Source organism: Jiangella asiatica (assembly GCF_004349065.1).
GTDB classification, from domain to species: Bacteria; Actinomycetota; Actinomycetes; order Jiangellales; family Jiangellaceae; genus Jiangella; species Jiangella asiatica.
The window spans coordinates 13,225-35,333 of record NZ_SMKZ01000057.1 but is presented as its reverse complement, the minus strand read 5'-3'; the positions used below and the strand labels follow the sequence as shown (position 1 = coordinate 35,333).

General features: G+C 70.7%; 22 protein-coding genes. 13 read left to right on the top strand and 9 right to left on the bottom strand.

The window, feature by feature from the left end; genetic code table 11:
• Positions 1 to 49: 49 nt before the first annotated feature.
• The 5 genes from E1269_RS27010 to E1269_RS26990 are packed head-to-tail and all read left to right on the top strand — an operon-like array spanning position 50 to position 4,890.
• Entirely contained in the window at positions 50 to 850 is an 801-nt protein-coding gene (locus tag E1269_RS27010; protein WP_131900446.1) for a DeoR/GlpR family DNA-binding transcription regulator, read from the top strand.
• Positions 847 to 1,920 (top strand): galactose-1-phosphate uridylyltransferase, encoded by a 1,074-nt coding sequence (galT, locus tag E1269_RS27005; RefSeq protein WP_131900444.1) that lies wholly within the window; start codon positions 847 to 849, stop codon positions 1,918 to 1,920. Before E1269_RS27010 ends, galT begins: the two co-directional genes overlap by 4 nt.
• Positions 1,917 to 2,873 (top strand): UDP-glucose 4-epimerase GalE, encoded by a 957-nt coding sequence (gene galE, locus E1269_RS27000; RefSeq protein WP_131900442.1) that lies wholly within the window; start codon positions 1,917 to 1,919, stop codon positions 2,871 to 2,873. The genes galT and galE overlap by 4 nt, the downstream gene beginning before the upstream one ends.
• Positions 2,852 to 3,982 carry a galactokinase gene (gene galK, locus E1269_RS26995; RefSeq protein WP_131900440.1) on the top strand — a complete coding sequence of 377 codons (1,131 nt, stop codon included), beginning with the start codon at positions 2,852 to 2,854 and terminating at the stop codon, positions 3,980 to 3,982. The genes galE and galK overlap by 22 nt, the downstream gene beginning before the upstream one ends.
• Positions 3,979 to 4,890 (top strand): aldose 1-epimerase family protein, encoded by a 912-nt coding sequence (locus tag E1269_RS26990; protein ID WP_131900438.1) that lies wholly within the window; start codon positions 3,979 to 3,981, stop codon positions 4,888 to 4,890. Before galK ends, E1269_RS26990 begins: the two co-directional genes overlap by 4 nt.
• 47 nt (positions 4,891 to 4,937) lie before the next feature.
• Here the strand turns inward: E1269_RS26990 and E1269_RS26985 are convergent, their stop codons facing one another.
• Complete coding sequence (locus E1269_RS26985) at positions 4,938 to 5,675, bottom strand: GNAT family N-acetyltransferase (RefSeq protein WP_131900436.1); 738 nt, start codon at positions 5,673 to 5,675, stop codon at positions 4,938 to 4,940.
• A 268-nt stretch (positions 5,676 to 5,943) separates the two neighbouring features.
• On the opposite strand from E1269_RS26985, the gene E1269_RS26980 reads away from it, so the two are divergent.
• Positions 5,944 to 6,897: a siderophore-interacting protein gene (locus E1269_RS26980; protein WP_131900434.1), complete on the top strand. Its 954-nt coding sequence runs from the start codon at positions 5,944 to 5,946 to the stop codon at positions 6,895 to 6,897.
• Here E1269_RS26980 and E1269_RS26975 read toward each other — a convergent pair.
• The 3 genes from E1269_RS26975 to E1269_RS26965 are packed head-to-tail and all read right to left on the bottom strand — an operon-like array spanning position 6,867 to position 10,251.
• Complete coding sequence (locus E1269_RS26975) at positions 6,867 to 7,322, bottom strand: MmcQ/YjbR family DNA-binding protein (protein ID WP_131900432.1); 456 nt, start codon at positions 7,320 to 7,322, stop codon at positions 6,867 to 6,869. The genes E1269_RS26980 and E1269_RS26975 overlap by 31 nt on opposite strands.
• Before the next feature lie 41 nt (positions 7,323 to 7,363).
• Positions 7,364 to 8,842 (bottom strand): FGGY-family carbohydrate kinase, encoded by a 1,479-nt coding sequence (locus tag E1269_RS26970; RefSeq protein WP_131900430.1) that lies wholly within the window; start codon positions 8,840 to 8,842, stop codon positions 7,364 to 7,366.
• Positions 8,842 to 10,251, bottom strand: a complete 1,410-nt coding sequence (locus E1269_RS26965; RefSeq protein ID WP_131900428.1) for an L-fucose/L-arabinose isomerase family protein — start codon at positions 10,249 to 10,251, stop codon at positions 8,842 to 8,844. Before E1269_RS26965 ends, E1269_RS26970 begins: the two co-directional genes overlap by 1 nt.
• 257 nt (positions 10,252 to 10,508) lie before the next feature.
• Here E1269_RS26965 and E1269_RS26960 point away from each other — a divergent pair, with 257 nt between their 5' ends.
• The 7 genes from E1269_RS26960 (at position 10,509) to E1269_RS26930 (ending at position 17,558) form a co-directional block, all read left to right on the top strand.
• The gene (locus tag E1269_RS26960; protein ID WP_131900426.1) at positions 10,509 to 11,870 is read left to right on the top strand and encodes an ABC transporter substrate-binding protein; all 1,362 of its coding nucleotides are present in this window, start codon (positions 10,509 to 10,511) and stop codon (positions 11,868 to 11,870) included.
• Positions 11,867 to 12,841 (top strand): carbohydrate ABC transporter permease, encoded by a 975-nt coding sequence (locus E1269_RS26955; protein ID WP_131900424.1) that lies wholly within the window; start codon positions 11,867 to 11,869, stop codon positions 12,839 to 12,841. Before E1269_RS26960 ends, E1269_RS26955 begins: the two co-directional genes overlap by 4 nt.
• The gene (locus tag E1269_RS26950) at positions 12,831 to 13,718 is read left to right on the top strand and encodes a carbohydrate ABC transporter permease (RefSeq protein WP_131900422.1); all 888 of its coding nucleotides are present in this window, start codon (positions 12,831 to 12,833) and stop codon (positions 13,716 to 13,718) included. The genes E1269_RS26955 and E1269_RS26950 overlap by 11 nt, the downstream gene beginning before the upstream one ends.
• Before the next feature lie 55 nt (positions 13,719 to 13,773).
• Positions 13,774 to 14,871, top strand: coding sequence for a glycoside hydrolase family 172 protein (locus tag E1269_RS26945; RefSeq protein WP_203434117.1), 1,098 nt, complete (start codon positions 13,774 to 13,776; stop codon positions 14,869 to 14,871).
• A 4-nt stretch (positions 14,872 to 14,875) separates the two neighbouring features.
• On the top strand, positions 14,876 to 15,058 hold the full coding sequence (locus E1269_RS26940; RefSeq protein ID WP_131900420.1) for a hypothetical protein: 183 nt from the start codon (positions 14,876 to 14,878) through the stop codon (positions 15,056 to 15,058).
• Between the two features lie 110 nt (positions 15,059 to 15,168).
• A complete protein-coding gene (locus tag E1269_RS26935) occupies positions 15,169 to 16,182 on the top strand; it encodes a LacI family DNA-binding transcriptional regulator (protein WP_131900418.1) in 1,014 nt (337 codons plus the stop codon).
• Between the two features lie 230 nt (positions 16,183 to 16,412).
• On the top strand, positions 16,413 to 17,558 hold the full coding sequence (locus E1269_RS26930) for a DUF4185 domain-containing protein (RefSeq protein ID WP_131900416.1): 1,146 nt from the start codon (positions 16,413 to 16,415) through the stop codon (positions 17,556 to 17,558).
• A 308-nt stretch (positions 17,559 to 17,866) separates the two neighbouring features.
• Here the strand turns inward: E1269_RS26930 and E1269_RS26925 are convergent, their stop codons facing one another.
• The 5 genes from E1269_RS26925 to E1269_RS26905 form a co-directional block, all read right to left on the bottom strand.
• Positions 17,867 to 18,634 carry a hypothetical protein gene (locus tag E1269_RS26925; protein ID WP_131900414.1) on the bottom strand — a complete coding sequence of 256 codons (768 nt, stop codon included), beginning with the start codon at positions 18,632 to 18,634 and terminating at the stop codon, positions 17,867 to 17,869.
• A 15-nt stretch (positions 18,635 to 18,649) separates the two neighbouring features.
• Positions 18,650 to 19,117 carry a hypothetical protein gene (locus E1269_RS26920; RefSeq protein ID WP_131900412.1) on the bottom strand — a complete coding sequence of 156 codons (468 nt, stop codon included), beginning with the start codon at positions 19,115 to 19,117 and terminating at the stop codon, positions 18,650 to 18,652.
• A 21-nt stretch (positions 19,118 to 19,138) separates the two neighbouring features.
• Positions 19,139 to 19,579, bottom strand: coding sequence for a hypothetical protein (locus E1269_RS26915; RefSeq protein WP_131900410.1), 441 nt, complete (start codon positions 19,577 to 19,579; stop codon positions 19,139 to 19,141).
• 186 nt (positions 19,580 to 19,765) lie between these two features.
• Positions 19,766 to 20,983, bottom strand: coding sequence for an NADP-dependent isocitrate dehydrogenase (locus tag E1269_RS26910; protein ID WP_131900408.1), 1,218 nt, complete (start codon positions 20,981 to 20,983; stop codon positions 19,766 to 19,768).
• Positions 20,984 to 21,046: 63 nt separating this feature from the next.
• Positions 21,047 to 22,033: a malate dehydrogenase gene (locus E1269_RS26905; RefSeq protein WP_131900406.1), complete on the bottom strand. Its 987-nt coding sequence runs from the start codon at positions 22,031 to 22,033 to the stop codon at positions 21,047 to 21,049.
• Positions 22,034 to 22,109: the final 76 nt, after the last annotated feature.

The following is a 22,109-nucleotide window of genomic DNA, read 5'->3' as shown; positions in this document are numbered from 1 at the left end:
GCTACACTTTCACACAGGAACGAACATAGCCGAACACGACGGGAGTCCGATGCTGGCCGCGGAGCGTCAGGCGCTCATCCTCGACGAGGTGAGTCGTCGCGGCGCGGCACGGGTGACGGAGCTGGCCGGACGGTTCGGCGTCTCGGACATGACGATCCGCCGCGACCTCGACGCCCTGGTCGCCAGGGGGACTCTGGACAAGGTCCACGGCGGTGCCACGTCGCGGCGGGCGCCCAGCACCGAGGAGCCCGGCTTCGCCGCCAAGCGGCAGCGCCAGCAGGCCGAGAAGGAGGCCATCGCCCGGGCCGCGGCGGCGCTGGTCGCTCCGGGGTCGGCCGTCGGCCTGTCCGCTGGCACGACGACGTGGACGCTCGCCTGGCTGTTGCGTGGCATCCCGCGGCTCACCGTCGTCACCAACTCCATGCAGATCGCCGACGTGCTGCACGACAGCGGCGACGTCGACGTCATCCTCACCGGCGGCGTGCGCACGCCGTCCGACGCGCTGGTCGGGCCGGTCGCCGTCGCGTCTCTGGAGCGGCTCAACCTCGACCTGGTGTTCCTCGGCGTCCACGGTATCGACCCGCGTGCCGGATTCACCACGCCCAACCTGCTCGAGGCCGACACCGACCGCGCCCTGGTGGCGGCCGGTCGGCGGCTGGCCGTCGTCGCCGACCACACGAAGTGGGGAACGGTGGGCATCAGCACCATCGTCCGGCTGGACGAGGCCGACGTACTGGTCACCGACGACAAACTCCCCGACGACGCCCGCGAGCAGCTGACCGACCTGGTCGGGGACCTGGTCCTGGCCACAGCCGAACCCGAAGCACCGCACGAGAACGGACCGGAATGAAACGCACCACGGCGCGGCTGGCCGACGGCCGCGAGATCATCTACTTCGACCGCCGCGACGACGCGGCCCACCGGCTCGACGACCCCCGCGACCTCCCGCCGGTCAGCACCACGTCGCAGCTGCGCCACGACCCCGTCCTGGACGAGTGGGTCACGATGGCCGGGCACCGCCAGACCCGCACGTTCATGCCGCCCGCCGACCTGTGCCCGCTGTGCCCGTCCACGCCGGGCCGGCCGACCGAGGTGCCCTCGGAGCAGTACGACGTCGTCGCGTTCGAGAACCGCTTCCCCAGCCTCTCGACCCGCGCGACCACCGATGTCACCGGCACCGACCTGGTACCGGTGCGGCCAGGCAGCGGCCGGTGCGAGGTGCTGTGCTTCAGCAGCGACCACACAGCGTCGTTCGCCACGCTCGCACCGGAGCAGGCCCGGCTGGTCGTCGAAGCGTGGGCCGACCGCAGTACCGAGCTGTCCGCGCTGCCCGGCGTCGAGCAGGTGTTCTGCTTCGAGAACCGCGGCGAGGAGATCGGGGTGACCCTGTCGCACCCGCACGGGCAGATCTACGCCTACCCGTTCGTGACCCCGCGCACCACGCGGATGCTGGAATCGGCGCGCCGGCACCGCGAGCGCACCGGCCGCAACCTCTTCGCCGACATCCTGGCCGAGGAGCGGGCCGGCGAGCGGGTGGTGGCACGTACGGAGCACTGGACGGCGTTCGTGCCGGCCGCGGCCCGGTGGCCCATCGAGGTGCACCTGTACCCGCACCGGCAGGTCGCCGCGATCACCGACCTCGACGACACCGAGCGCGACGAGTTCGTCGACCTCTACTTGGACGTGTTGAAGCGGTTCGACGCGCTGTACGACGCGCCGATACCGTACATCGCGGCCTGGCACCAGGCGCCGGTCCGCACCGACCGTGGCCTCGCCTACCTGCACCTGCAGCTGTACTCCGTCAAACGGGCGGCGGACAAGCTCAAGTACCTGGCCGGGTCGGAGTCCGGAATGGGCGCGTTCATAACCGACATGCTGCCCGAGGACGTCGCGGCACGACTGCGGAAGGTGTTCTTGTGAAATTGCTGGTGACCGGGGGTGCCGGCTACATCGGCTCGGTGGTGGGCGCGCAGCTCGTGTCCGCCGGGCACGAGGTGGTCGTCCTCGACAACCTCCTGACCGGACACCGCGACTTCGTGCCGGAGGGCGCCGAGCTGGTGGAGAAGGGCGTCGAGGACGCCGGCTCGGTGCTGGACGCCAGCTTCGACGCCGTGCTGCACTTCGCCGCCCGGTCGCTGGTCGGCGAGTCGGTGACGCAGCCCGGGCTCTACTGGTGGAACAACGTGGTGGGCACGCTCCGGCTGCTCGACGCGATGCGCGAGGCGGGCGTGCGGCGGCTGGTTTCCTCGTCGACGGCGGCCACCTACGGCCAGCCGCCGGTCGTCCCCATCACCGAGGACACCCCGGCGGTGCCGATCAACCCGTACGGCCAGAGCAAGCTCGCCGTCGACCACGCCCTGGCCGGCGAGGCGACCGCGCACGGCCTGGCCGCGGTGAGCCTGCGCTACTTCAACGTCGGCGGCGCGCTGGGCCGGCACGGCGAGCGGCACGACCCGGAGACGCACCTGATCCCGAATGTGCTGGCGGTCCCGGCCGGCCGGCGTGAGACGGTCGACGTCTTCGGCACCGACTACCCGACGCCCGACGGCACCGCCGTCCGCGACTACCTGCACGTCGAGGACCTCGGCCGGGCGCACCTGCTGGCGCTGGACTGGACCGGCAGCGCCGAGGCGGGCGGCACGCACCGCGTCTACAACCTCGGTTCCGGCACCGGCTACTCCGTGCGTGAGGTGATCGAGGCGGTGCGGCGAGTCACCGGACATCCGGTGCCCACGCGCGAACGCGAGCGGCGGCCCGGCGACCCGCCGGTCCTCGTCGCCTCGTCGGAACGGATCACCGCCGACCTCGGCTGGCGGCCGGAGCACGACCTGGACACGATCGTGGAGGACGCGTGGACGTTCCTGCAGCGATGAGCACCCGCACCGGTTCCGCGCCGGGCCGGGTCAACCTCATCGGCGAGCACACCGACTACAACGGCGGCTTCGCGCTGCCGTTGGCCATAGCCTTCCGCACGACGGCACGGGTGACGCCGCGCACCGACGGCGTCGTGGCCGCATCGTCCAGCGCACCGGCGACCGTGCCGACGACGTTCCCCGTCGACAGCCGGCCCGGCGACGTCAGCGGCTGGGCGGCGTACGTGGCCGGGGTCTTCTGGGCACTGCGCGACGCAGGACACGACGTGCCCGGCGCGGACGTGCACATCGACAGCACCGTGCCATCCGGTGCCGGGCTGTCGTCGTCGCACGCGCTGGAGTGCTCGGTCGCGGTCACCCTGAACGACCTGTGCGGCCTCGGGCTCGATCGCACGACGCTGGCGCTGCTGGTGCAGCGGGCCGAGAATGTCTATGTCGGCGCGCCCACCGGCGCGATGGACCAGATGGCGTCGCTGCACGGCAAGGACGGGCACGTCATCCTCTTCGACGCCCGGGCCATGACCGCCGAGCCCGTGCCGTGCGAACTCCAGGCCGCCGGCCTGAGCCTGCTCGTCGTCGACACCCGGGTGCACCACGAGCACACCGGTGGCGGCTACGGCGCTCGCCGGGCCAGCTGCGAGCAGGCGGCCGCGCTGCTGGGCGTGCCCACGCTGCGGGAGGTGCAGGACGATGCCGTCGACGACGTGCTCGGCAAGCTCGGCGACGACGGTGTCATGCGCCGGCGCGTCCGCCACGTGCTCACCGAGAACGCCCGCGTCCTGGACACGGTGGCGCTGCTGCGCTCCGGCCGCGTCGGCGAGATCGGCCCGCTGCTGACCGCATCGCACGCCTCGATGCGCGACGACTACGAGATCACCGTCGACGAGGTGGACGTCGCGGTCGAGAGCGCGCTCGCGGCCGGCGCGCTTGGGGCCCGGATGACCGGCGGCGGCTTCGGCGGCTCCGTCGTCGCCCTCACCGGTACGGCAGACTCGGACCGGGTGGCCGACGCTGTACGTGCCGCCTTCGACGAACGGGGCTTCACCGCACCGTCCGTCTTCACCGTTCGCCCGGCAGCGGGCGCAGGCATCGAGGAGAACCCCACGTGAGTCCCAGTGGCACCCAGGTCGAGCTGCGGCACGGCGACTACACCGCCGTCGTGACCGAGGCCGGCGCCACCCTGCGCACGCTGCACCACGGCCAGCGGCCGCTCGTCGTCGGCTTCGACGTCGACGAGATCCGCCCCGCGCACCGGGGGGCCGTGCTGGCGCCATGGCCGAACCGCATCGCCGACGGCCGCTACGAGTTCGCCGGGCAGGCCCGCCAGCTCCCGCTGACCGAGCCCGACCGCCGCAACGCACTGCACGGTCTGGTCACCTGGGTGCGCTGGGACGTGGTGACGGAGTCCGCCGCCGCGGTCGAGCTGGCGCACCGGCTCGTTCCCCAGCCGTACTACCCGCACCCGCTCGACCTTCGCGTCCACTACCAGCTCGACGAGGCCGGCCTGCACTGGACCGTCTCCGCCACCAACACCGGCAACGGGCCGGCGCCGTACGGCACCGCGCCGCACCCGTACCTCGTGGCCGGCGACGGTCGGGTCGACGAGTGGTCGCTGGAGCTGCCGGCGACGGAGTATCTCGAGGTGACGCCGGACCGCCTGCTGCCGGTGGGCCGGGCGCCGGTGGACGGCTCCGCGTTCGACTTCCGGGCTGCCCGGACCATCGGCGACACCTTCGTCGACCACGCGTTCACCGCCCTGTCGGCCGACGACCGCGGCACGGCTCAGGTGCGGGTGCTTGCGGCCGACGGGCGCGGCGTGGCGTGCACCTGGGACGCCGCGAACTGCCCGTGGGTGCAGATCCACACCGCCGACCGGCCGGGCGAGGCCGGGCACCGCGTCGGCCTCGCGGTCGAGCCGATGACCTGCCCGCCCGACGCGTTCAACTCCGGCGTCGACCTCGTGGTGATGGCGCCGGGCGAGACACACCGCGCCACCTGGACCATCTCCGCACTCTGACCCTCGTAGCGCCCACTCCTTCCCGTCGCGCCCCGGGGCCGGAGAGTTCAGCGGACCACGGTGCGGGTGGCGAACTCCTGGCCGACCTGGAAGCCGAGCCGTTCGTACATGCGCCAGGCGACGCCGTTGTCGGCGTACATGCCGAGCGTGACTGCATGGGCTCCGTGCCCGAACGCGGCGCGCGTCACCGCGGCTGTCGCGTCAGCGCCCAGGCCGCGGCCGCGCCATCGCGGGTGCGTGGCGACGCCCCGCAGGTGCCAGACGCCCGGTGCCTGCGGGAACTCGGCCGCGCACGCGACCAGAACGCCATCGACCTCGACACCCCACCAGGACCGGGTGCGACCGTCGCCGGGCGTCACCGACGTGAGCGGCGACGACACCCGCAGCAGCTCGGCGAGCGCGTCGTGGTCGTCCTCGCCCAGGCGCCGCGCCGCGGCCTCACCGGGCCGCGGCGACGGCGGCCGATCGGTCCAGAACCAGACCCACTCCCACCCGTCCCCGAGCAGGGGCTCCAGGTGCGGCACCGCGTCGCGTGGTACGACGACCCTGGGCACCGGCTCGGTATCCACGACGGCCGCCGCCAGGCTCGCCGCCTCACTGTCGGGACCGACGACGAACAGCGCGCGGCCGTGCGGTGCGACGGCCGTCCACCCGACCGCACCGCCGAGCGACCAGGCACGGTCGAACTCCTCCGGGGCGAGGTGCCAGCGGGGAACCGGGTGACCATCGCTGTGGGCCAGCAAAGTGGCGTGGTCGGACAGTTCGACGGGTGCGGTTGTCAGCACCCATCCAGGCTAACGGCGGTGTCCGGCCCGGTCGCCGCCCGGGTCGTCCCCGGTTCGCACGGCTGCTGCGCAACAAGGACGAGCTGCGGCGGTACTGGACCGATGGACTGACCGGCCCGGCACGTACGTGGGTGACGACTCGAACCCCGCCGGCACGACAGACGGCACCACGGAAGGCACCCCGAGGGTGCGATCTTGAGCGTAATCGGTTAGCCTCCCCTTAGTTAGGCAACGCAAGCTTTCGACGGGGACCTCAACCGGGGACACGATGACCACCGCCACCACCGCGCGTACCGGCCGCCGCGCCGCCGAGGTACCGTCCTGGCGCCCGTTTCGGGTCACGGTGGCCCGGGTGCAACGGCTCAGCCCGTGCTTCCTGCGCATCACGTTCACCGGCGGTGACCTCGACGAGTTCGGCCACGACGGTCCCGACCAGCGCATCAAGCTGTACCTGCCGGCGACGGGGCGACGCGTGCCGGAGATCTCCACCACGGACTGGTACGCGCAGTACCGCGCCGCCGAGCCGGCAGAGCGCGGCTACGTGCGCACCTACACGATCCGCGCCGTCCGGCCGGCCGCCCGCGAGGTGGACGTCGACTTCGCGCTGCACGGCGACGCCGGCCCGGCCTCGGCCTGGGCGGCCCGCGCCGTCGTCGGCCAGGAGGTCGCGCTGATCGGCCCCAACCGCCTGTACGGCGCCGACTGTCTCGGCCACGAGTGGCACCCCCCGGTCGACGCCCGCGACGTTCTGATCGCCGGCGACGAGACCGCGGTGCCGGCCATCGGCGGCATCCTCGAGCGGCTGCGCGCCACCCTGGCCGAGACCACCCGGCTCCAGGTGTTCCTCGAGGTCCCGGAGGCCGCCGACGTCCTGCCGTTGTCCGCACCGCACCACGCCGACGTCACCTGGCTCACCCGGCACCGCCCGGACGGCTCGGTCGCGCCGAACGGCCAGCTGCTCGTCGACGCAGTGCGCGGCACCGACTTCGGCCGCGGCGCCCAGGCGGCCGCGCTCGACGCCAGCGCCGTCGACACCGTCGACATCGACCTCGAGGTGCTCTGGGAGGTGGCCGCCGGAGCCGCCAGCAGCGCCTACGCGTGGGTGGCCGGCGAGGCTGGCGCGGTCAAGACCATCCGCCGGCACCTGGTCCGCGAGCGCGGCGTCGACAAGGGCGCCGTCACGTTCATGGGCTACTGGCGCGCCGGCCGCTCCGAGGACTGACCGTCCTCGCCGCCTGGCTGCCGCACCTGCGCGACCAGCTTCTTCGGCGCCAGCACGCAGTAGCTCTCGGTGAGCAGCTCGGCCACCTCGGTCCAGTCGGTGTGGTCGCCCAGCACCAGGATCATGACGTCGCGGCCCCACCGGCCGCGGAAGAACGGCGGACCGACGGCGAGCAGCGCGTTCATCTCTTCGTCAGTGGCTCGGAACGACAGAACCGTCATCGGCCGGTCGGCGCCGACCACCCAGGCGTACGCGGCCGGATGACCGAGCTCGATGTCGAGGACGTGCGCGAAGGTGCGGCCGCGGACCCGCCACCGGGTGCCCACCCACGCCGGCTCCTCGTAGGCGTCGGGCAGGCTCAGGCACACCTCGCGCAGCCGCCGCACGATCTGCGGCGGCGGATCGGCGATGTCGGCGTCGGCCATGGGAGCGACGCTACCGCCCGCCACCGACACCCTTCCCCGGCCTACGCCCCGCCGGCCAGCGCGTGCTGGAGGTCGCTGGTGCGCTCGTGCAGGCTCCGGTACAGGGGGTAGAGCTTCTCGTAGACGGCGGCGTCGGCGGGGTCCGGCGCCACGGTGACTCCGCCGCCGCTCCACCTCGCGTCGCGGTCAGCGGCCCCGACGGCGACGGCGGCCAGCTTGGCGTCGCCGTAGGCCGCGCCGACGGTGACCGTGGGCACCTCCTGGTCGACCACGGCGACGCCGCTCACGATCCGGGTCCACAGGTCACCCTTGGTCCCGCCGCCGACCGCGACCACGCGTGACGGCGTGACGCCCGCGGCCGCGAACGCCTCCAGATTGTGCCGCACGCCGAACGCCGTCGCCTCCAGCAGCGCCCGGTAGACATGGCCCGGCCCGTGCCGCAGAGTCAGCCCGGCGATGACGCCGCGGGCGTCGGGGTCGGCGAACGGGGTTCGCTCGCCGTCGAAGTACGGCAGCGCCAGGAGGCCGTCCGCACCAGCGCCCACCGCGGCGGCGTCGGCGACCAGCGACTCGTAGGGCCGGTCACCGGTCAGTGACCGGAACCAGCCGGTGATCGAGCCCGAGCTGGCCATCCCGCCGGCCAGCGTGTGCAGGCCCGGATGCTGCCCGACCGTGCCCCAGAGGTTGGCGTCCGCGACCGGCGACGAGGTGACCGCGATGAAGAACATGGTCGAGCCGTACATGATCATGAGGTCGCCAGGCCGGCGGACGTCGACGCTCTCGGCCTCGGCCCAGGCGTCGATGGTCCCGACGGCGACCGGCGTGCCGGCCCGCAGGCCAGTCGCGGCCGCGGCGTCCGCCGTCACCGTCCCGGCGATCTCGGCCGGCCACAGCAGCCGCGGCAGCGCCAGCCCGGGAGCGACGACAGCGGCCCACTCCTCGATCCACTCGCCGCGGTGCCGGTCGTACAGCGGCTGCGCCTGGTTCGCGGAATGGTGATCGAGCACGTACTGGCCGGTCAGCCGGTACACGACGTACCCGTTGGCCATGAAGAAGTAGCGGGTGCGTGCCCACACCTCGTGCTCGTGCCGGCGCAGCCACGCCAGCTTCGGCCCGGCCGACTGCGACGACAGCCGCGACCCGCAGCGCTCCAGCACCGCGTCGGCGCCCAGGCGCTCCGTCAGCTCCGCGGCCTCCCCCACGGCCCGGGTGTCGACGCCGTAGAGGATGGCCGGGCGCAGCGGCGTCCCGTCCGCGCCGGCGGGCAGCACCGTCGGTCCGATACCGCTCACGCAGACCGCCTGGACGCGGCCCGCGTCGGCCGCACCGGTCAGCCGGCGGCTGAGCTCGCACACGTCCGACCACCACACACCGTCGGCGTCGTGCTCCACCCACCCCGGCCGCGGCCGTGCCGTCTCGTGCTCGACCACCTCGACGGCCACGATCTCACCGTCGACGGTGGCCAGCACTCCCTTGCTGCTCGCCGTCCCGATGTCGATCCCGAGGACGAGATCGTCCATCAGCTGCCCAGCGGCTCGAAGTCGACGTCGAGCATGCGGCAGACCTGCTCCAGCTCGGCCACGTAGTCGCCCGGGACGGCGTGGATGTGGTTGGCGCCGAAGCGGGACAGGAACTCGTCGGCCGGGACCTCCATGCGGGTGAACGCGTGCGGCCACTCGAAGGTGGACTGGCGTGCCAGCGTCTCGTTGACCTCGTCGCCGTAGTCCTCGAACGCGCCGCGCACGACCTGCATGCGGTACCGGCCGCTGAGCCGCGTCAGCCTGGCCAGCGTCATGTCGCCCGGCGCCGCGATGTGGTGGACGGACGCGCCGCCGGCAGGGAAGAAGAACACCTCCGGGTAGAGGTGCACGCGGCGCAGGTTCTCCGCCGGGTCGTCGCTGCGGGCGGCGTACCAGGTGGCGTGCTGGCCGGAGTTGGCCATGTCCCAGATATCGCGGTCGGCGTGGTAGTGCCGGACGTCGGCGAACAGGACCGGGTCGCCGGAGATCAGCTTCAGGATCTGCATGGTCAGCGCGGCATCCATGTCCGACTCAGTCGCGGTGACATGGGTCGGCTTCGGGCCCTCCCAGTCATAGGGGTCGTTGAGGAACGCCTCGGTGACGTCCATGGTGGTGAAGTGCGTGGTCAGCTCCGGCTGGCCCTTGATGCCGGAGAAGTCGAGGTTCCACTCGTCGATCAGCTCGCGCACCGCGTGGTAGGAGCGGATCTGCCGCTCCAGCAGCTCCGGGGTGAGCTGCTTGCCGTCGTAGTGGACGTTGGCGTGCTTCTCCAGCCACTCCCGGCCGGCCTTCGCGCGCGAGTCCGGCACCAGCTCCGACCGGCGCACGATCTCCCACTGGTCGATCTCCTCGACGTCGACGCCGAACGTCGACAGCCACTGGTCGGCGTTGGCGACGGCGGTGTACATGCCCATCGGGCGGCCGCCGAACCGGCCGAACGTGCTGCCGCGCAGCCCGCCGACTGCCTGCGCCGCGCGCACGTGCACGAGCAGGCGCTCCAGCGTGGCCGGGTCGGCGACGTCGCCCCAGACGCGGCCGTGCACCCGGCCGATCTGGTCCAGCGCGCCGCCGGCTGCCAGCATGCCCACCATGCCCGGCTGCACCGGGTCGATGTTGGACAGCAGCACCAGCGGCCCCGGTGTCGCGTCGGCGGCCAGCATCGAGAAGTGCGGGAACGCCCAGACGGAGTAGTTGAAGACGGTCAGGTCCGGCCGCTCCTGCGCGACCAGCCGCGCCTGGCTGCTGGCGAGCTCGTTGGTCGACACCAGCTCAGGTGCCCGGACCACCTCGTGGCCGGCCCCTTCCAGGGCGGCGACGATGGCGTCCTCCGACGACCGCGCCCAGTCCGCGATGTCCCTGTGCACGAAGTCCCGGCCATCGGAGATCGTCAACACACCGATACGCGCCACGGTGTCCCACTCCCATCGTCTCGCTCACTCTGCGCTACCCGCGCCACAACGTTCTCGGTTGATCCAGGAATCGATCTAGAAATCGATTGCTCACACGCTAGGTGAGGCCTGCTGCGATGTCAACGACGAGCCCTCCCGACCTACCGCCGGTTTCCTGCGATTTCGGCATTCGTCCTGTCTGGAGTGTTGACCTCGGCGTTACACCTGGTTAACCTCGGCGCCACGGCAAGTAATCGATTGCTGAGAGGACTGTGGCCATGCCACCTCCGCCCTTGTCGTCCCCCGGCGGGCACCCGTCCCGTCGCCACTTCCTTGGTCTCTCCGCCGCGCTGACCGGCGCCGTCGCACTCCCCAGCGTGTTGAGCGGATGCGGTGACGCGTCGGCGTCGTCGCGTCCGCTGCAGTTCTGGAACTTCTACGCACCGGCGCCGAACGAGGATCCCGCCACCATGGCTCGGGCGGCCTGGATGCAGGACACCGTCGACCTCTGGAACGCCGAGAACGACCAGCAGATCGAGCTGGTCTACGCGCCCGTGCTCGGCAGCGAGAAGCTGGCCACCGCGTTCTCCGCGGGCGAGGGTCCCGACATCTTCCTCATCAGTCCCGGCGACATCGCCCGCTACCTCAACGGGGACGTCCTGGCGGAGCTCACGCCGCACATGACGCAGGAGGCGGTGGACGACTTCTTCGCCGACAACCTGGCCACGCGCATGATCGGCGACCGCGTCTACGCGCTGCCCATGGAGATCGAGCCGCTCGCGCTCTTCTACAGCCGCCCGGCGTTCGAGCAGGCCGGCCTGTCCGAGGGCGATCTCCCGGCCACCTGGGAGGACCTGCTCTCCGTCTCCGACCGGCTCGTCGCGGCGGGTCAGGGCGGACTGGTGTTCCCGACCGCGCAGGACTACTACCAGAACTTCGTCTGGTACCCGTGGATGTGGCAGGGCGGCGGCGAGGTCGTCGTCGACAGTGGCGCGCGCAGCGCCTTCGACTCGGCCGGCGCCGTCGACGCGCTGCGGCTGTGGAAGGACGGCGTCGATCTGGGCCTGACCCCGCGCGTGCCACCGGCGTCCAACGACATCGTCATCTCCTTCTCCGAGGGCTACGCGTCGATCTGGCAGTCCGGCATCTGGTCGATCCAGGACTTCGAGCGCAAGGCACCGGACTTCGACTACGGGGTCATCCCGCTGCCCGTTCCCGACGGCGGGGAGTCCGCCACGGTCCTCGGTGGCTGGGCCTTCGCCGCCAACGCGCTGGGCAGCAACCCCGACGAGGCGGCCCGCTTCTGCGCCTGGGCGCTCGGCTCGATGGACGACGACGGCATCGCCCGGGTGGCCAACTGGTGCATCGACTCCAAGCGCGACATCTCACCGCGCCGGTCCAGCCTGGAGTACGGCAGCCAGGCCGGCGGCTACGACAGCGAGCACATGCGGATGTTCCGCGACGAGATCTTCCCCACCGGCCGCGGCGAGCCGCGGTACCCGCCGGTCATCTACAAGGCGGTGTCCGACGCCATCCAGTCGTGCCAGCTCGCCGGCGGCGACCCCGAGGACCAGGCGGCCACCGCGGCCCAGGCGATTGACGCCTACCTCACCACCTACGAGGGGGTGGACCTGGCATGAGCACGCCCACCACCAGCGCCACGGAGCCCGCGAGCCGCCCCGGTGCGCCACGCGCCACCGACGCCGGACCGACCGGCGGCGCCCGCTCGGCCCGGGCCCGCCGCGAACGCCGCGCCGCCTATCTGTTCATGGCGCCCAACCTCATCGGGCTGACGATCTTCGTCGCGATCCCGATGCTGCTCTCCATCGTGCTGGCCTTCTTCCGCGTCGACGGGTTCGGCGGCTACGACTTCGTCGGGTTCGCCAACTTCGAGCGCATGTTCGCCGACCCGTACTTCCTGTCCAGCCTCGGCCGCACGTTGCTGTACCTGCTGGTGATGGTGCCGGGCCTGTTCCTGTCCGGTCTCGGCCTGGCACTGCTGGTTCGGAACAAGTTCCCGCTGGTGGGGCTGTTCCGTACCGCGCTGTTCGCGCCCAACGTCGTCAGCCTCGTCGTCGTGGCACTGATCTGGCAGTTCCTGCTGACCGACGACGTCGGCTTCATCGCCCGCCTGCTCGACCGTGTCGGGCTCACCGCGCCCTCCTGGCTGGGCGACCCGGCGTTCGCACTGCCCACGGTCATGGTCATCACGATCTGGTTCTCCATGGGCTACTACATGCTGATCTTCCTGGCCGGCCTCCAGGACATCCCGCGCGAGTACTACGAGGTGGCGAGCATCGACGGCGCCGGGCCGTGGACCACGTTCCGCAACATCACCTGGCCGCTGCTGAAGCCGACCAGCTTCTTCATCCTGCTGACCTCGACGATCGCGGTGATGACCGGCGGCCTGGACCTGCTGGTGATCCTGACGGGCGGTGGTCCGGCCAACTCGACCACGCTGGTCATCTACTACGTGTACCAGCAGGCGTTCGTGTACGGAGAGTTCGGCTATGCCGCGGCCATCGGGTCGTTCCTCGTGGTGATCCTGCTGGCCTGGTCGGCACTGCTGTTCGCCCTCACCAAGGGAGGCCGATTCACCCATGCCCAGTGACACCGCGGCCATCCCCCGCCAGGCCCCGTCGGCCACACCCGCACCGTCCGCCCGGCGGCGCAGGTCATGGCGACGCCGCAAGGCCTCCACGCTCTTGGTCGTGGTGGGCGTCATCACCATTCTGACGGTGTTCCCGCTGGTGTGGATGGTGACCAGCTCGTTCAAGGGCGCCGACGAGGTGCTCAGCACGGACCTGCTGCCGTCGGCGCCCACCGTCGACAACTTCGAGTACGTCTTCTCCGCCGCGCCGTTCGGCCGGTACCTGCTCAACAGCTTCATCGTGTCGGTGACGGTGACCGTGGTCGCGCTGTTCTTCCACTCGATGGCCGCCTACGCCCTGGCCCGGCTGAGGTTTCCCGGCCGCGACGCGATCTTCATGGGGATCTTCTCGACGCTGCTGGTCACCGCGCCGGTGGTGCTCGTGCCGCTCTTCCTGGTTGTGCACCGGCTGGGGCTGCTGAACAGCTACGCCGGCCTGATTCTGCCGGCCATCTTCAGCGCCTTCGGCATCTTCCTGCTCAGGCAGTTCTACCTGGCCATCCCGGCTGAGCTGGAGGAGGCCGCGGTGCTCGACGGCTGCGGGTACTGGCGCATCTACTGGTCGATCATCGTGCCGCTGAGCCGGTCCATCTTCGCCGCCCTCGCCGTGCTGTTCTTCCTGGCCAACTGGAACGCGTTCCTGTGGCCACTCGTCGCGACGACGGACACGGACCTGCAGGTGGTGCAGCTGGGCATCGTCAGTTTCCAGGACCAGAACACCACCGACTGGCAGTACGTCCTGGCCGCCGCCACGGTCGCGGCTGTGCCGACCCTCCTGGCGTTCGCCATCTTCCAGCGCAGGATCGTGGAGTCGATCAAGACCTCGGGCCTGAAGTGACACCTGGCCCGATGAAACACCGTTCCGCAGAGAAGCACACGAAGGAGAAGCGACCTTGCTCGACGACCCGATCGGCCTGGAGTCCCTGACCCGCCGCTCGTCCCGCATCAGCCGCTCGATCAGCGCCGAGAACCCCACCGGCGAGAAGGGCCGCGGCGGAATGGCGACGGAGGGGACCGGCGCGCGCGCCGCCGGCGACCTCGGCCAGGGCTGGAAGATCTCGCCCAGCATCCACGTCCCCGCCGGCGAGACCGCGGTCCTGGGCGAGATCGACGGGCCGGGGGTGATCAAGCACATCTGGTGCACCACCGCACCGCACCGCGCCTGGCGCGGGACCATCCTGCGAATGTACTGGGAGGGCGAGGAGACCCCCGCCGTCGAGGTGCCGCTCGGCGACTTGTTCTGCAACGGCTGGAACACGTTCAGCCAGGTCTCGTCGCTGGCGATCGCCGCCAACCCGAACGGCGCCTTCAACTCCTACTGGCCGATGCCGTTCCGCCGCGCGGCGAGGATCACGCTGGAGAACGTGTCGGCCGAGGAGGTCGTGCTCTACTACCAGATCGACTACGAGCTCGGCGACGTCGCCGACGACTCCACCTACCTGCACGCGCACTGGCGGCGCAGCCACCCGGTGCCCCGCGGCGAGGTGCACACCATCCTCGACCGGGTCGAGGGCACCGGCCACTACGTCGGCACCTACCTGGCCTGGGCCACCAACGACCCCGGCTGGTGGGGCGAGGGCGAGGTCAAGTTCTACCTCGACGGCGACACCGACTTCCCGACCATCTGCGGCACCGGCACCGAGGACTACTTCGGCGGCGCCTGGAACTTCGACGTCCCCGGCCAGGGCTACACCGCCTTCACCACGCCCTACCTCGGCCTCAACCAGGTGCTGCGGCCCGACGGCCTCTACGCCAGCCAGCAGCGCTTTGGAATGTACCGGTGGCACATCCCGGACCCGATCCGGTTCGCCGAGAACCTGCGCGTCACGATCCAGAGCCTCGGCATCGGGCCCGGCCACCACAACGGGCTGCCCCACCGCTACCGCCCGACCAGCGACGACCTCGCCTCCACCGCGCTGTTCTACCTGGACGCGCCGTCGCTGCCGAACCGGCCGCCGGCGCCGGACCTGATGGCCATGGAGGTGGAGTGACGTCATGGACCGTGCTGCGGAGCCATCAGCGGGAGTCCGGCGCCGTGCGGTCTACCCAGCGGGAGCGTTCCGGACCTTCACGATGACCTTCGACGAGACCTGGGGCGACGACGTGCGCGTCATCGGGCGCCCGGGTGGATCGGCGCGCTTCACGTCCATCGCGGAGTTGGAGGTGTACTACGGGTAGAAGCGTGATCGGTCGGGGTCAGCGCCTGGCGGGAAACTAACGAGAAATCGATTCCCGCGGTCGACTAAGATGGCGCCGCTGATGTCGACGGGGCATGAGAGGGGCACGGGGTGGTCACCATCTACGACGTCGCGCGCCACGCGGGCGTCTCGGCGGCGACGGTGTCGCGCGTCCTCAACGGGCACGCCAAGGTCGACCCCGCGCTCGCCGAGCGCGTCACCAGCTCGGTCGCCGAGCTCGGCTACCGCCGCAACGCCGTCGCCCGCAACCTGCGCAAGAGCCGCACCAGCCTCTGGGCAGTCATCATCTCCGACGTGGAGAACCCCTTCTTCACCTCCATGGTCCGCGGCGTCGAGGACATCGCGCTGGCTGCCGGGTACTCCGTGGTGCTCTGCAACAGCGACGAGAACCCCGAGAAGGAGTCCAACTACATCGTCGCCGCGCTCACCGAGCAGATGGCCGGCGTCATCATCTCCCCGTCCTCCAACCGAGTCGACGACGTCAAGCTGCTGCTCGACTCCGGCTGCCCCGTCGTCGTCATCGACCGCGAGCTGCACGGCCTGCGCACCGACACCGTCCTCGTCGACAACGAGCGCGGCGCCGAGCAGGCTACCGCGCACCTCATCGACCAGGGGTACCGCCGCATCGCGTGCATCGGCGGACCCCGCTGGCTCAGCACCGCCACCCACCGCTACGACGGCTACCGGCGCGCGTTGGGCACGGCCGGGCTCTCGCTGGAACCGTCACTGGTCCGCTTCGCCGACTTCCGCGAGCGCGGCGGCTACGACGCGATGGCCTCCCTCCTCGACGACGGCGCCGAGCCCGACGCCCTGTTCGCCGCCAACAACCTGATGACGGTCGGCGCGATGGAGTGCCTCGTCCAGCGCGACCTCGCGGTGCCCACGGACATCGCCGTCGTCGGCTTCGACACCATTCCCTGGGCCGACCTGATCCGGCCCACCCTGACCACTGTCTCCCAGCCCGCCTACGAGGTCGGCCGGCAGGCGGCCCAGCTGCTCGCCCGGCGCATCACGAAGCCCGACGCCGACGCCACCAACGTCTTGCTGCCCACCGAGCTCCAGGTCCGCGCCAGCTCCACCCGCCGCATCTCCACTGGGGAATGATCACGTTCAGCACGAAATCTCGTGTCGCACCATGCTTGCGAGCCTCGTAACGCGCGAGAAGTCCTGGTAATGCTCCTGACCAAGCCGATGCCGTGCTGGCGCGACCGAGCCCTGCCCCATGACCGGGCGGGCCGTTGACTCCCGGCGTTCGGGCACTCTACGCTCTTGACTCGAGGTTAGAAATCGATTTCTCAGATGCCTTGGCGACGCCGTCGTCGAAGGAGGCCCGCATGAGAGTCCAGCTGCTCGTCACCGCCGGAGCCGGCGCTCTACTGCTGACGGTGTCGTCCGTCGCCGGCGGGGCGCCCACGGCGGACGGTGAGCCGACGCCGTCGTCGTCGCACCCGGCAACGGCTTCGTCAGCAGCAGCGGGCTCCGAGCCGGCGCCCGGCGTGACGGTCGGGCCGGCGGTGCCGGTGGCCCGGCTCACCGGCGCCGGGTCCATCAACGAGACCGCCGCCAGCTACCAGGTCCACGGCACCGACCTCGGCATCATCTGGGACAACGGCGCCGGCGAGGTCCTCATGGCCTTCGGCGACACGTACGGCGAGGGCTGGGGCGGCAACGGTGCCGGGCCGCGCGAGGCGGACTGGCGCTGCAACGTGCTGGCCCGCTCGTCCGACACCGACCTCGCCGACGGCATGACGTTCGACACGATGGTCCAGGACCGGCCGGGGCACGCGAAGCAACTGCTCGACTGCAAGCAGGTCAACAACGACGAGGAGACCGTCATCCCGACGGCGGGTGTCACGGTGCACGGCCGCAGCTACATCCACTACATGTCGGTCAACCACTGGGGCCCGCCCGGCCAATGGTTCACCAACCACTCGGGCATCGCATACTCCGACGACAACGGCGAGACGTGGACGAAGGACCCGGACGCGGTCTGGACGAACACCCCGGAGTGGAGCAACAAGTTCCAGCTGGCAGCGTTCGCCCGGCACGGCGGACACGTCTACATGTTCGGCACGCCCAACGGCCGGTTCGGCGACGCGCACCTGGCCCGGGTCCCGGCCTCGCGGGTTCTGGACAAGGAGGCCTACCGGTACTGGGACGGCTCGGGCTGGTCCCGCGACGAGGCCGCCGCCGCGCCGGTGGCGACCGGACCCGTCGGCGAGCTGTCGGTGCAGTACAACGGGTACGCCGGGCGCTGGCTGATGACGTACCTCGACGAGTCGCGCGCCGCCATCGTGCTGCGCGACGCGCCGCGGCCGACCGGCCCGTGGAGCGAGGAGCAGGTGATCGTCAGCGGCACTGAGTACCCGGCGCTCTACGGCGGGTTCATGCACCCGTGGTCCAGCGGCCCGGACCTCTACTTCGCCATGACGCAGTGGGCGCCGTACAACGTGACGCTGATGCGCTCGACCATCAGCTGAATGATCACGTCAAGTACGGCCGTTTCCGCTTCACCAGAGCGCTTGCCCGGTGAAGCGGAAACTCCGCTGGTGATGGAGGATCACCCGGCCGTAGGACATCGATCATCGGCGCCAGCCGTTCGACCAGCATCCACGCTTGGTCCGGCCCCGCGAGTGGCGCGGACTGGGCTCCCCGCGCGGCTCCTACCACGTCGGCGCGTACCGCCACCACGGCGTGTCGAGGAGTCTGTCCGATGCTGGAGCCGCGGCAGGGGACGTCGCCGCCGCTGTACGCCGTACCAGCAACCACTCGACACGACACGTCTGCGTCAGGCCGGCGTGACCGTCTCGATGACGACGTCGAAGCCGGTGCCGCCGTGGTCGCCGCCGAGCTCGCGCATCCGCACGCAGATGCCGGTCTCGGTGTCGAGGGCGACCTCGAAGGCGTCGGCGTAGGCCTGCCGCGGCGGCACGAACCCACCCTCCTGACGGAGCAGGCCTGCGACCACCTCTCCGTCGAGCAGCGCACAGCAGGTGCAGCGCGGGCTGTATGACGAGGCCGGCCGCACGGTCGCGTCGACGGTGGGCCGGCCGGCGCGGGTGCCGCCGGTCAGCGCGAGCACGTCCAGGGCGGGCACCTCCGGCGACGGCGGTCCCTCCGGCGGCGCGCCGTCGGCCAGCTCGACCGGGTCGAGCATGGCCACCCACAGATAGTTGACGTGCATCGGGTCGTCGTAGATCACGGAGAAGTCCGTGGGCCGGGCGGCGACCAGCCCGTCGGGACGGCGCCGCGGCGACGGCGCCTCCGGGTCCTGCGGGAAGTGGTACCGCGGCTTCATCACCTCGCCCGGCAGCGGCGATCCGTCGGAGGTGGCCGCGAAGACCCCGCGATCGGTGCGCTCGCGGCTGGACTCGTCGTAGACGCTGACGCGGCCGTTCTCGTCCTCGACCCGGGTGCGGCCGGGGCGGTCGACCCACGCCCGCACCGTGCCGGTGGGGATGCGGGCGTCGCCGACCATCCGGCGGGTGAGCCGCACCGACGTCCACAGCCATGGAGAGGACCGGGCCAGCGCCCGGAACCTCTCCACGTCAGCCATGCCGACGAGCGTATGTCACACGCTTTTCGTCCGGCCGGTGCACCGCGGGTCGGAGTCGTCGGGGCGGTCGAAGACGAACTCGAGCGCCCCGTACATCGACCGGCCGCGCGGCACGCTCACCGCGTCGGGAATCCGATGAAAGCCGCCGCCCGCCTCGACGTTGTCGCCGGAGATCCACGTGTAGTGGACGGTGTCGGTGCCACCGGTGTTCACGGTCTTGACGCGCGCCTGGACATTGTTTTTGTCGCCGAGGCGGCCGTCATTGTGAGAGATGCCCCAGCTGAACTCTTCGGGGTAGTGATACTCGCCGTGGTTGACGTACTCCAGCCTGAACAGCGCGAAGTAGCCGCCGGTCGAGCATGAGCCGGAGGTGGTCGCGGCGGCCGCCGGCGCGGTGGCGGCCACGACGACCGATGCCGCCAACGCCACGGCGGTGCCCACCCTGCCGCTCAGCCCGGCCAGCCTGCTCGGGTGCGTACTCATCATCGATCCTCTCGGAGATCTCTAGACGCTGGTGGTGCGGCCGGTGCACCGCGGGTCGGAGTCGTCCGGGCGGTCGAAGACGAACTCGAACGCCCCGTACATGCTCTTGGTACGCGACACACGGACACCGTCGATGGCCTGTTCGTCGCCGCCGGAGCGGATGTTGTCGGCGGAGATCCAGGTGTGGTGGATCGGGTCGGTGCCGCCGGTGTTCACCGAATTGACCCGTGCCTGGACGTTGTTCTTGTACGTGATCTCGCCTCTGGGTGTGTAGATGTACCAGGTGTACTCGTCCGGGTAGTCGTAGGCGCCTTTCGTGGTGTACCAGAGCGTGAATTCCGCGCGGTACGAGTCGGCGCTGCACCTGCCGGTGCTCTCTCCCGCTGCTGCCGTCGTCGCCGGGACGACGAGCATGGCCGTGGCCGCGGCCGCGGCGGCGGCCGTTCTGAGCCCGAAGCTCATCGGAGTCTCCCTGCCTGCGAAGGGTGTGCCGTCACGGCTGACGCTAGGCAGGGTCGCTTCGTATTCCCTTCGGTCCCGCTTCATTCGATCTTCGTACGGCCCTCATGGCGCAACGGCCGGACATGACAAGACCCCGGGCGCGCCGGCGGGGCGCGTCCCGGGGTCCGTTCCGGACGGAGCCGGTCGTCAGGCCAGGCGCTTGGCGAGGTTCTCGTCGAGCGCGGCGAGGAACTCCTCGGTGGTCTTCCACTCCTGGTCCGGGCCGACCAGCAGGGCGAGGTCCTTCGTCATGGCGCCGGACTCGACCGTGGTGACGATGACGTCCTCGAGCGCCTCGGCGAAGCCGGTGACCTCAGGGGTGTTGTCCAGCTTGCCGCGGTGCTTGAGGCCGCCGGTCCACGCGTAGATCGAGGCGATCGGGTTGGTGGACGTCGGCTTGCCGGCCTGGTGCTGCCGGTAGTGGCGGGTGACGGTGCCGTGCGCGGCCTCCGCCTCGACCGTCTTGCCGTCCGGGGTCATGAGGACCGAGGTCATCAGGCCCAGCGAGCCGAAGCCCTGTGCGACGGTGTCGGACTGGACGTCGCCGTCGTAGTTCTTGCACGCCCACACGTAGCCGCCCTCCCACTTGAGGGAAGCGGCCACCATGTCGTCGATGAGCCGGTGCTCGTAGGTGAGGCCAGCTTTCTCGAAGTCGGCCTTGAACTCGCGCTCGAAGACGTCGGCGAAGATGTCCTTGAAGGCGCCGTCGTAGGCCTTGAGGATGGTGTTCTTGGTGGACATGTACACCGGGTAGCCGCGCTGCAGACCGTACGAGAGCGAGGCACGCGCGAAGTCCTCGATGGACTTGTTGTAGTTGTACATCCCCAGCACGACGCCGCCGTCCTCGGGCATTTGCACGATCTCGTGCTCAATCGGCTTCGAGCCATCGGCCGGCGTGTAGGTGATGGTGACGGTGCCCGCGCCGGGGACCTTGAAGTCGGTGGCCTTGTACTGGTCGCCGTGGGCGTGGCGGCCGACGATGATCGGCTTGGTCCAGCCGGGCACCAGCCGTGGGATGTTGCTGATGACGATGGGCTCGCGGAAGATGACGCCGCCGAGGATGTTGCGGATGGTGCCGTTGGGCGAGCGCCACATCTTCTTGAGGCCGAACTCCTCCACGCGCGCCTCGTCCGGCGTGATGGTGGCGCACTTGACGCCGACGCCGTGCTCCTTGATGGCGTTGGCGGCGTCGACCGTCACCTGATCGTCGGTGGCATCCCGGTGCTGGATCGACAGGTCGTAGTAGCGCAGGTCGATGTCGAGGTACGGGTGGATCAGACGGTCCTTGATGAAGGCCCAGATGATCCGCGTCATCTCGTCGCCGTCGAGCTCGACGACGGGCCCGGCTACCTTGATCTTCGCCATGGTGTCAGTGCTCCTGAGTATGAGGTTGTCTCGACGTCAAGATAACAGACGGCGTGGCCGGCCTCAGATCAGGCCCAGGGCCGCGACGGCGTCGCGCTCCTCGGTCAGCTCCTGGACGGACGCCTCGATGCGCTGGCGGGAGAAATCGTTGACCTCCAGGCCCTGGACGATCTCCCACGCGCCGTTCCGCGAGACCACCGGGAACGACGAGATCAGGCCCTCCGGCACCCCGTACGAGCCGTCCGACACGATGGCCGCGGAGGTCCAGTCGTCCGACGCGGTGCCGTTGACCCAGTCGTAGACGTGGTCGATGGCGGCATTCGCCGCCGAGGCCGCCGACGACGCGCCACGGGCCTCGATGATGGCGGCACCGCGCCTGGCCACGGTCGGGATGAACTCCTCGGCCAGCCAGGCCTCGTCGACCAGCTCCGACGCCGGCTTGCCGGAGACCTCGGCGTGGAAGATGTCGGGGTACTGAGTGGCGGAGTGGTTGCCCCAGATCGTCAGCTTCGCGATGTCGGCGACGCCGACGCCCAGCTTGGCCGACAGCTGCGACAGCGCCCGGTTGTGGTCCAGACGGGTCATGGCGGTGAAACGGTCGGCCGGGACGTCCGGCGCGTGCGAGCGGGCGATCAGCGCGTTGGTGTTGGCCGGGTTGCCGACCACGAGCACCCGCACGTCGGACGCGGCGCCGGCGTTGATGGCCTCGCCCTGCGGCTTGAAGATGCCGCCGTTGGCCTCGAGCAGGTCGCCGCGCTCCATGCCCTTCGTCCGCGGCCGCGCACCGACCAGCAGGGCGACGTTGACGCCGTCGAAGGCCGTCCGGGGATCGTCGGTGATGTCGATGCCGGTGAGCAGCGGGAACGCGCAGTCGTCGAGCTCCATGGCGGTACCTTCGGCTGCCTTGACCGCCTGCGGGATCTCCAGCAGCCGCAAGCGCACCGGTGTGTCCGACCCGAGCAGCTGCCCCGACGCCACCCGGAACAGCAGCGCGTAGCCGATCTGACCGGCCGCGCCGGTGACGGTGACAGTGACTGGGGCCTTGGCCATGACAACTCTCCTCGATGAGTGACAAGGGACGGCGACGCCTTGCTCGACGCCTGCGATGCTACGAGAGGCTCCGGTG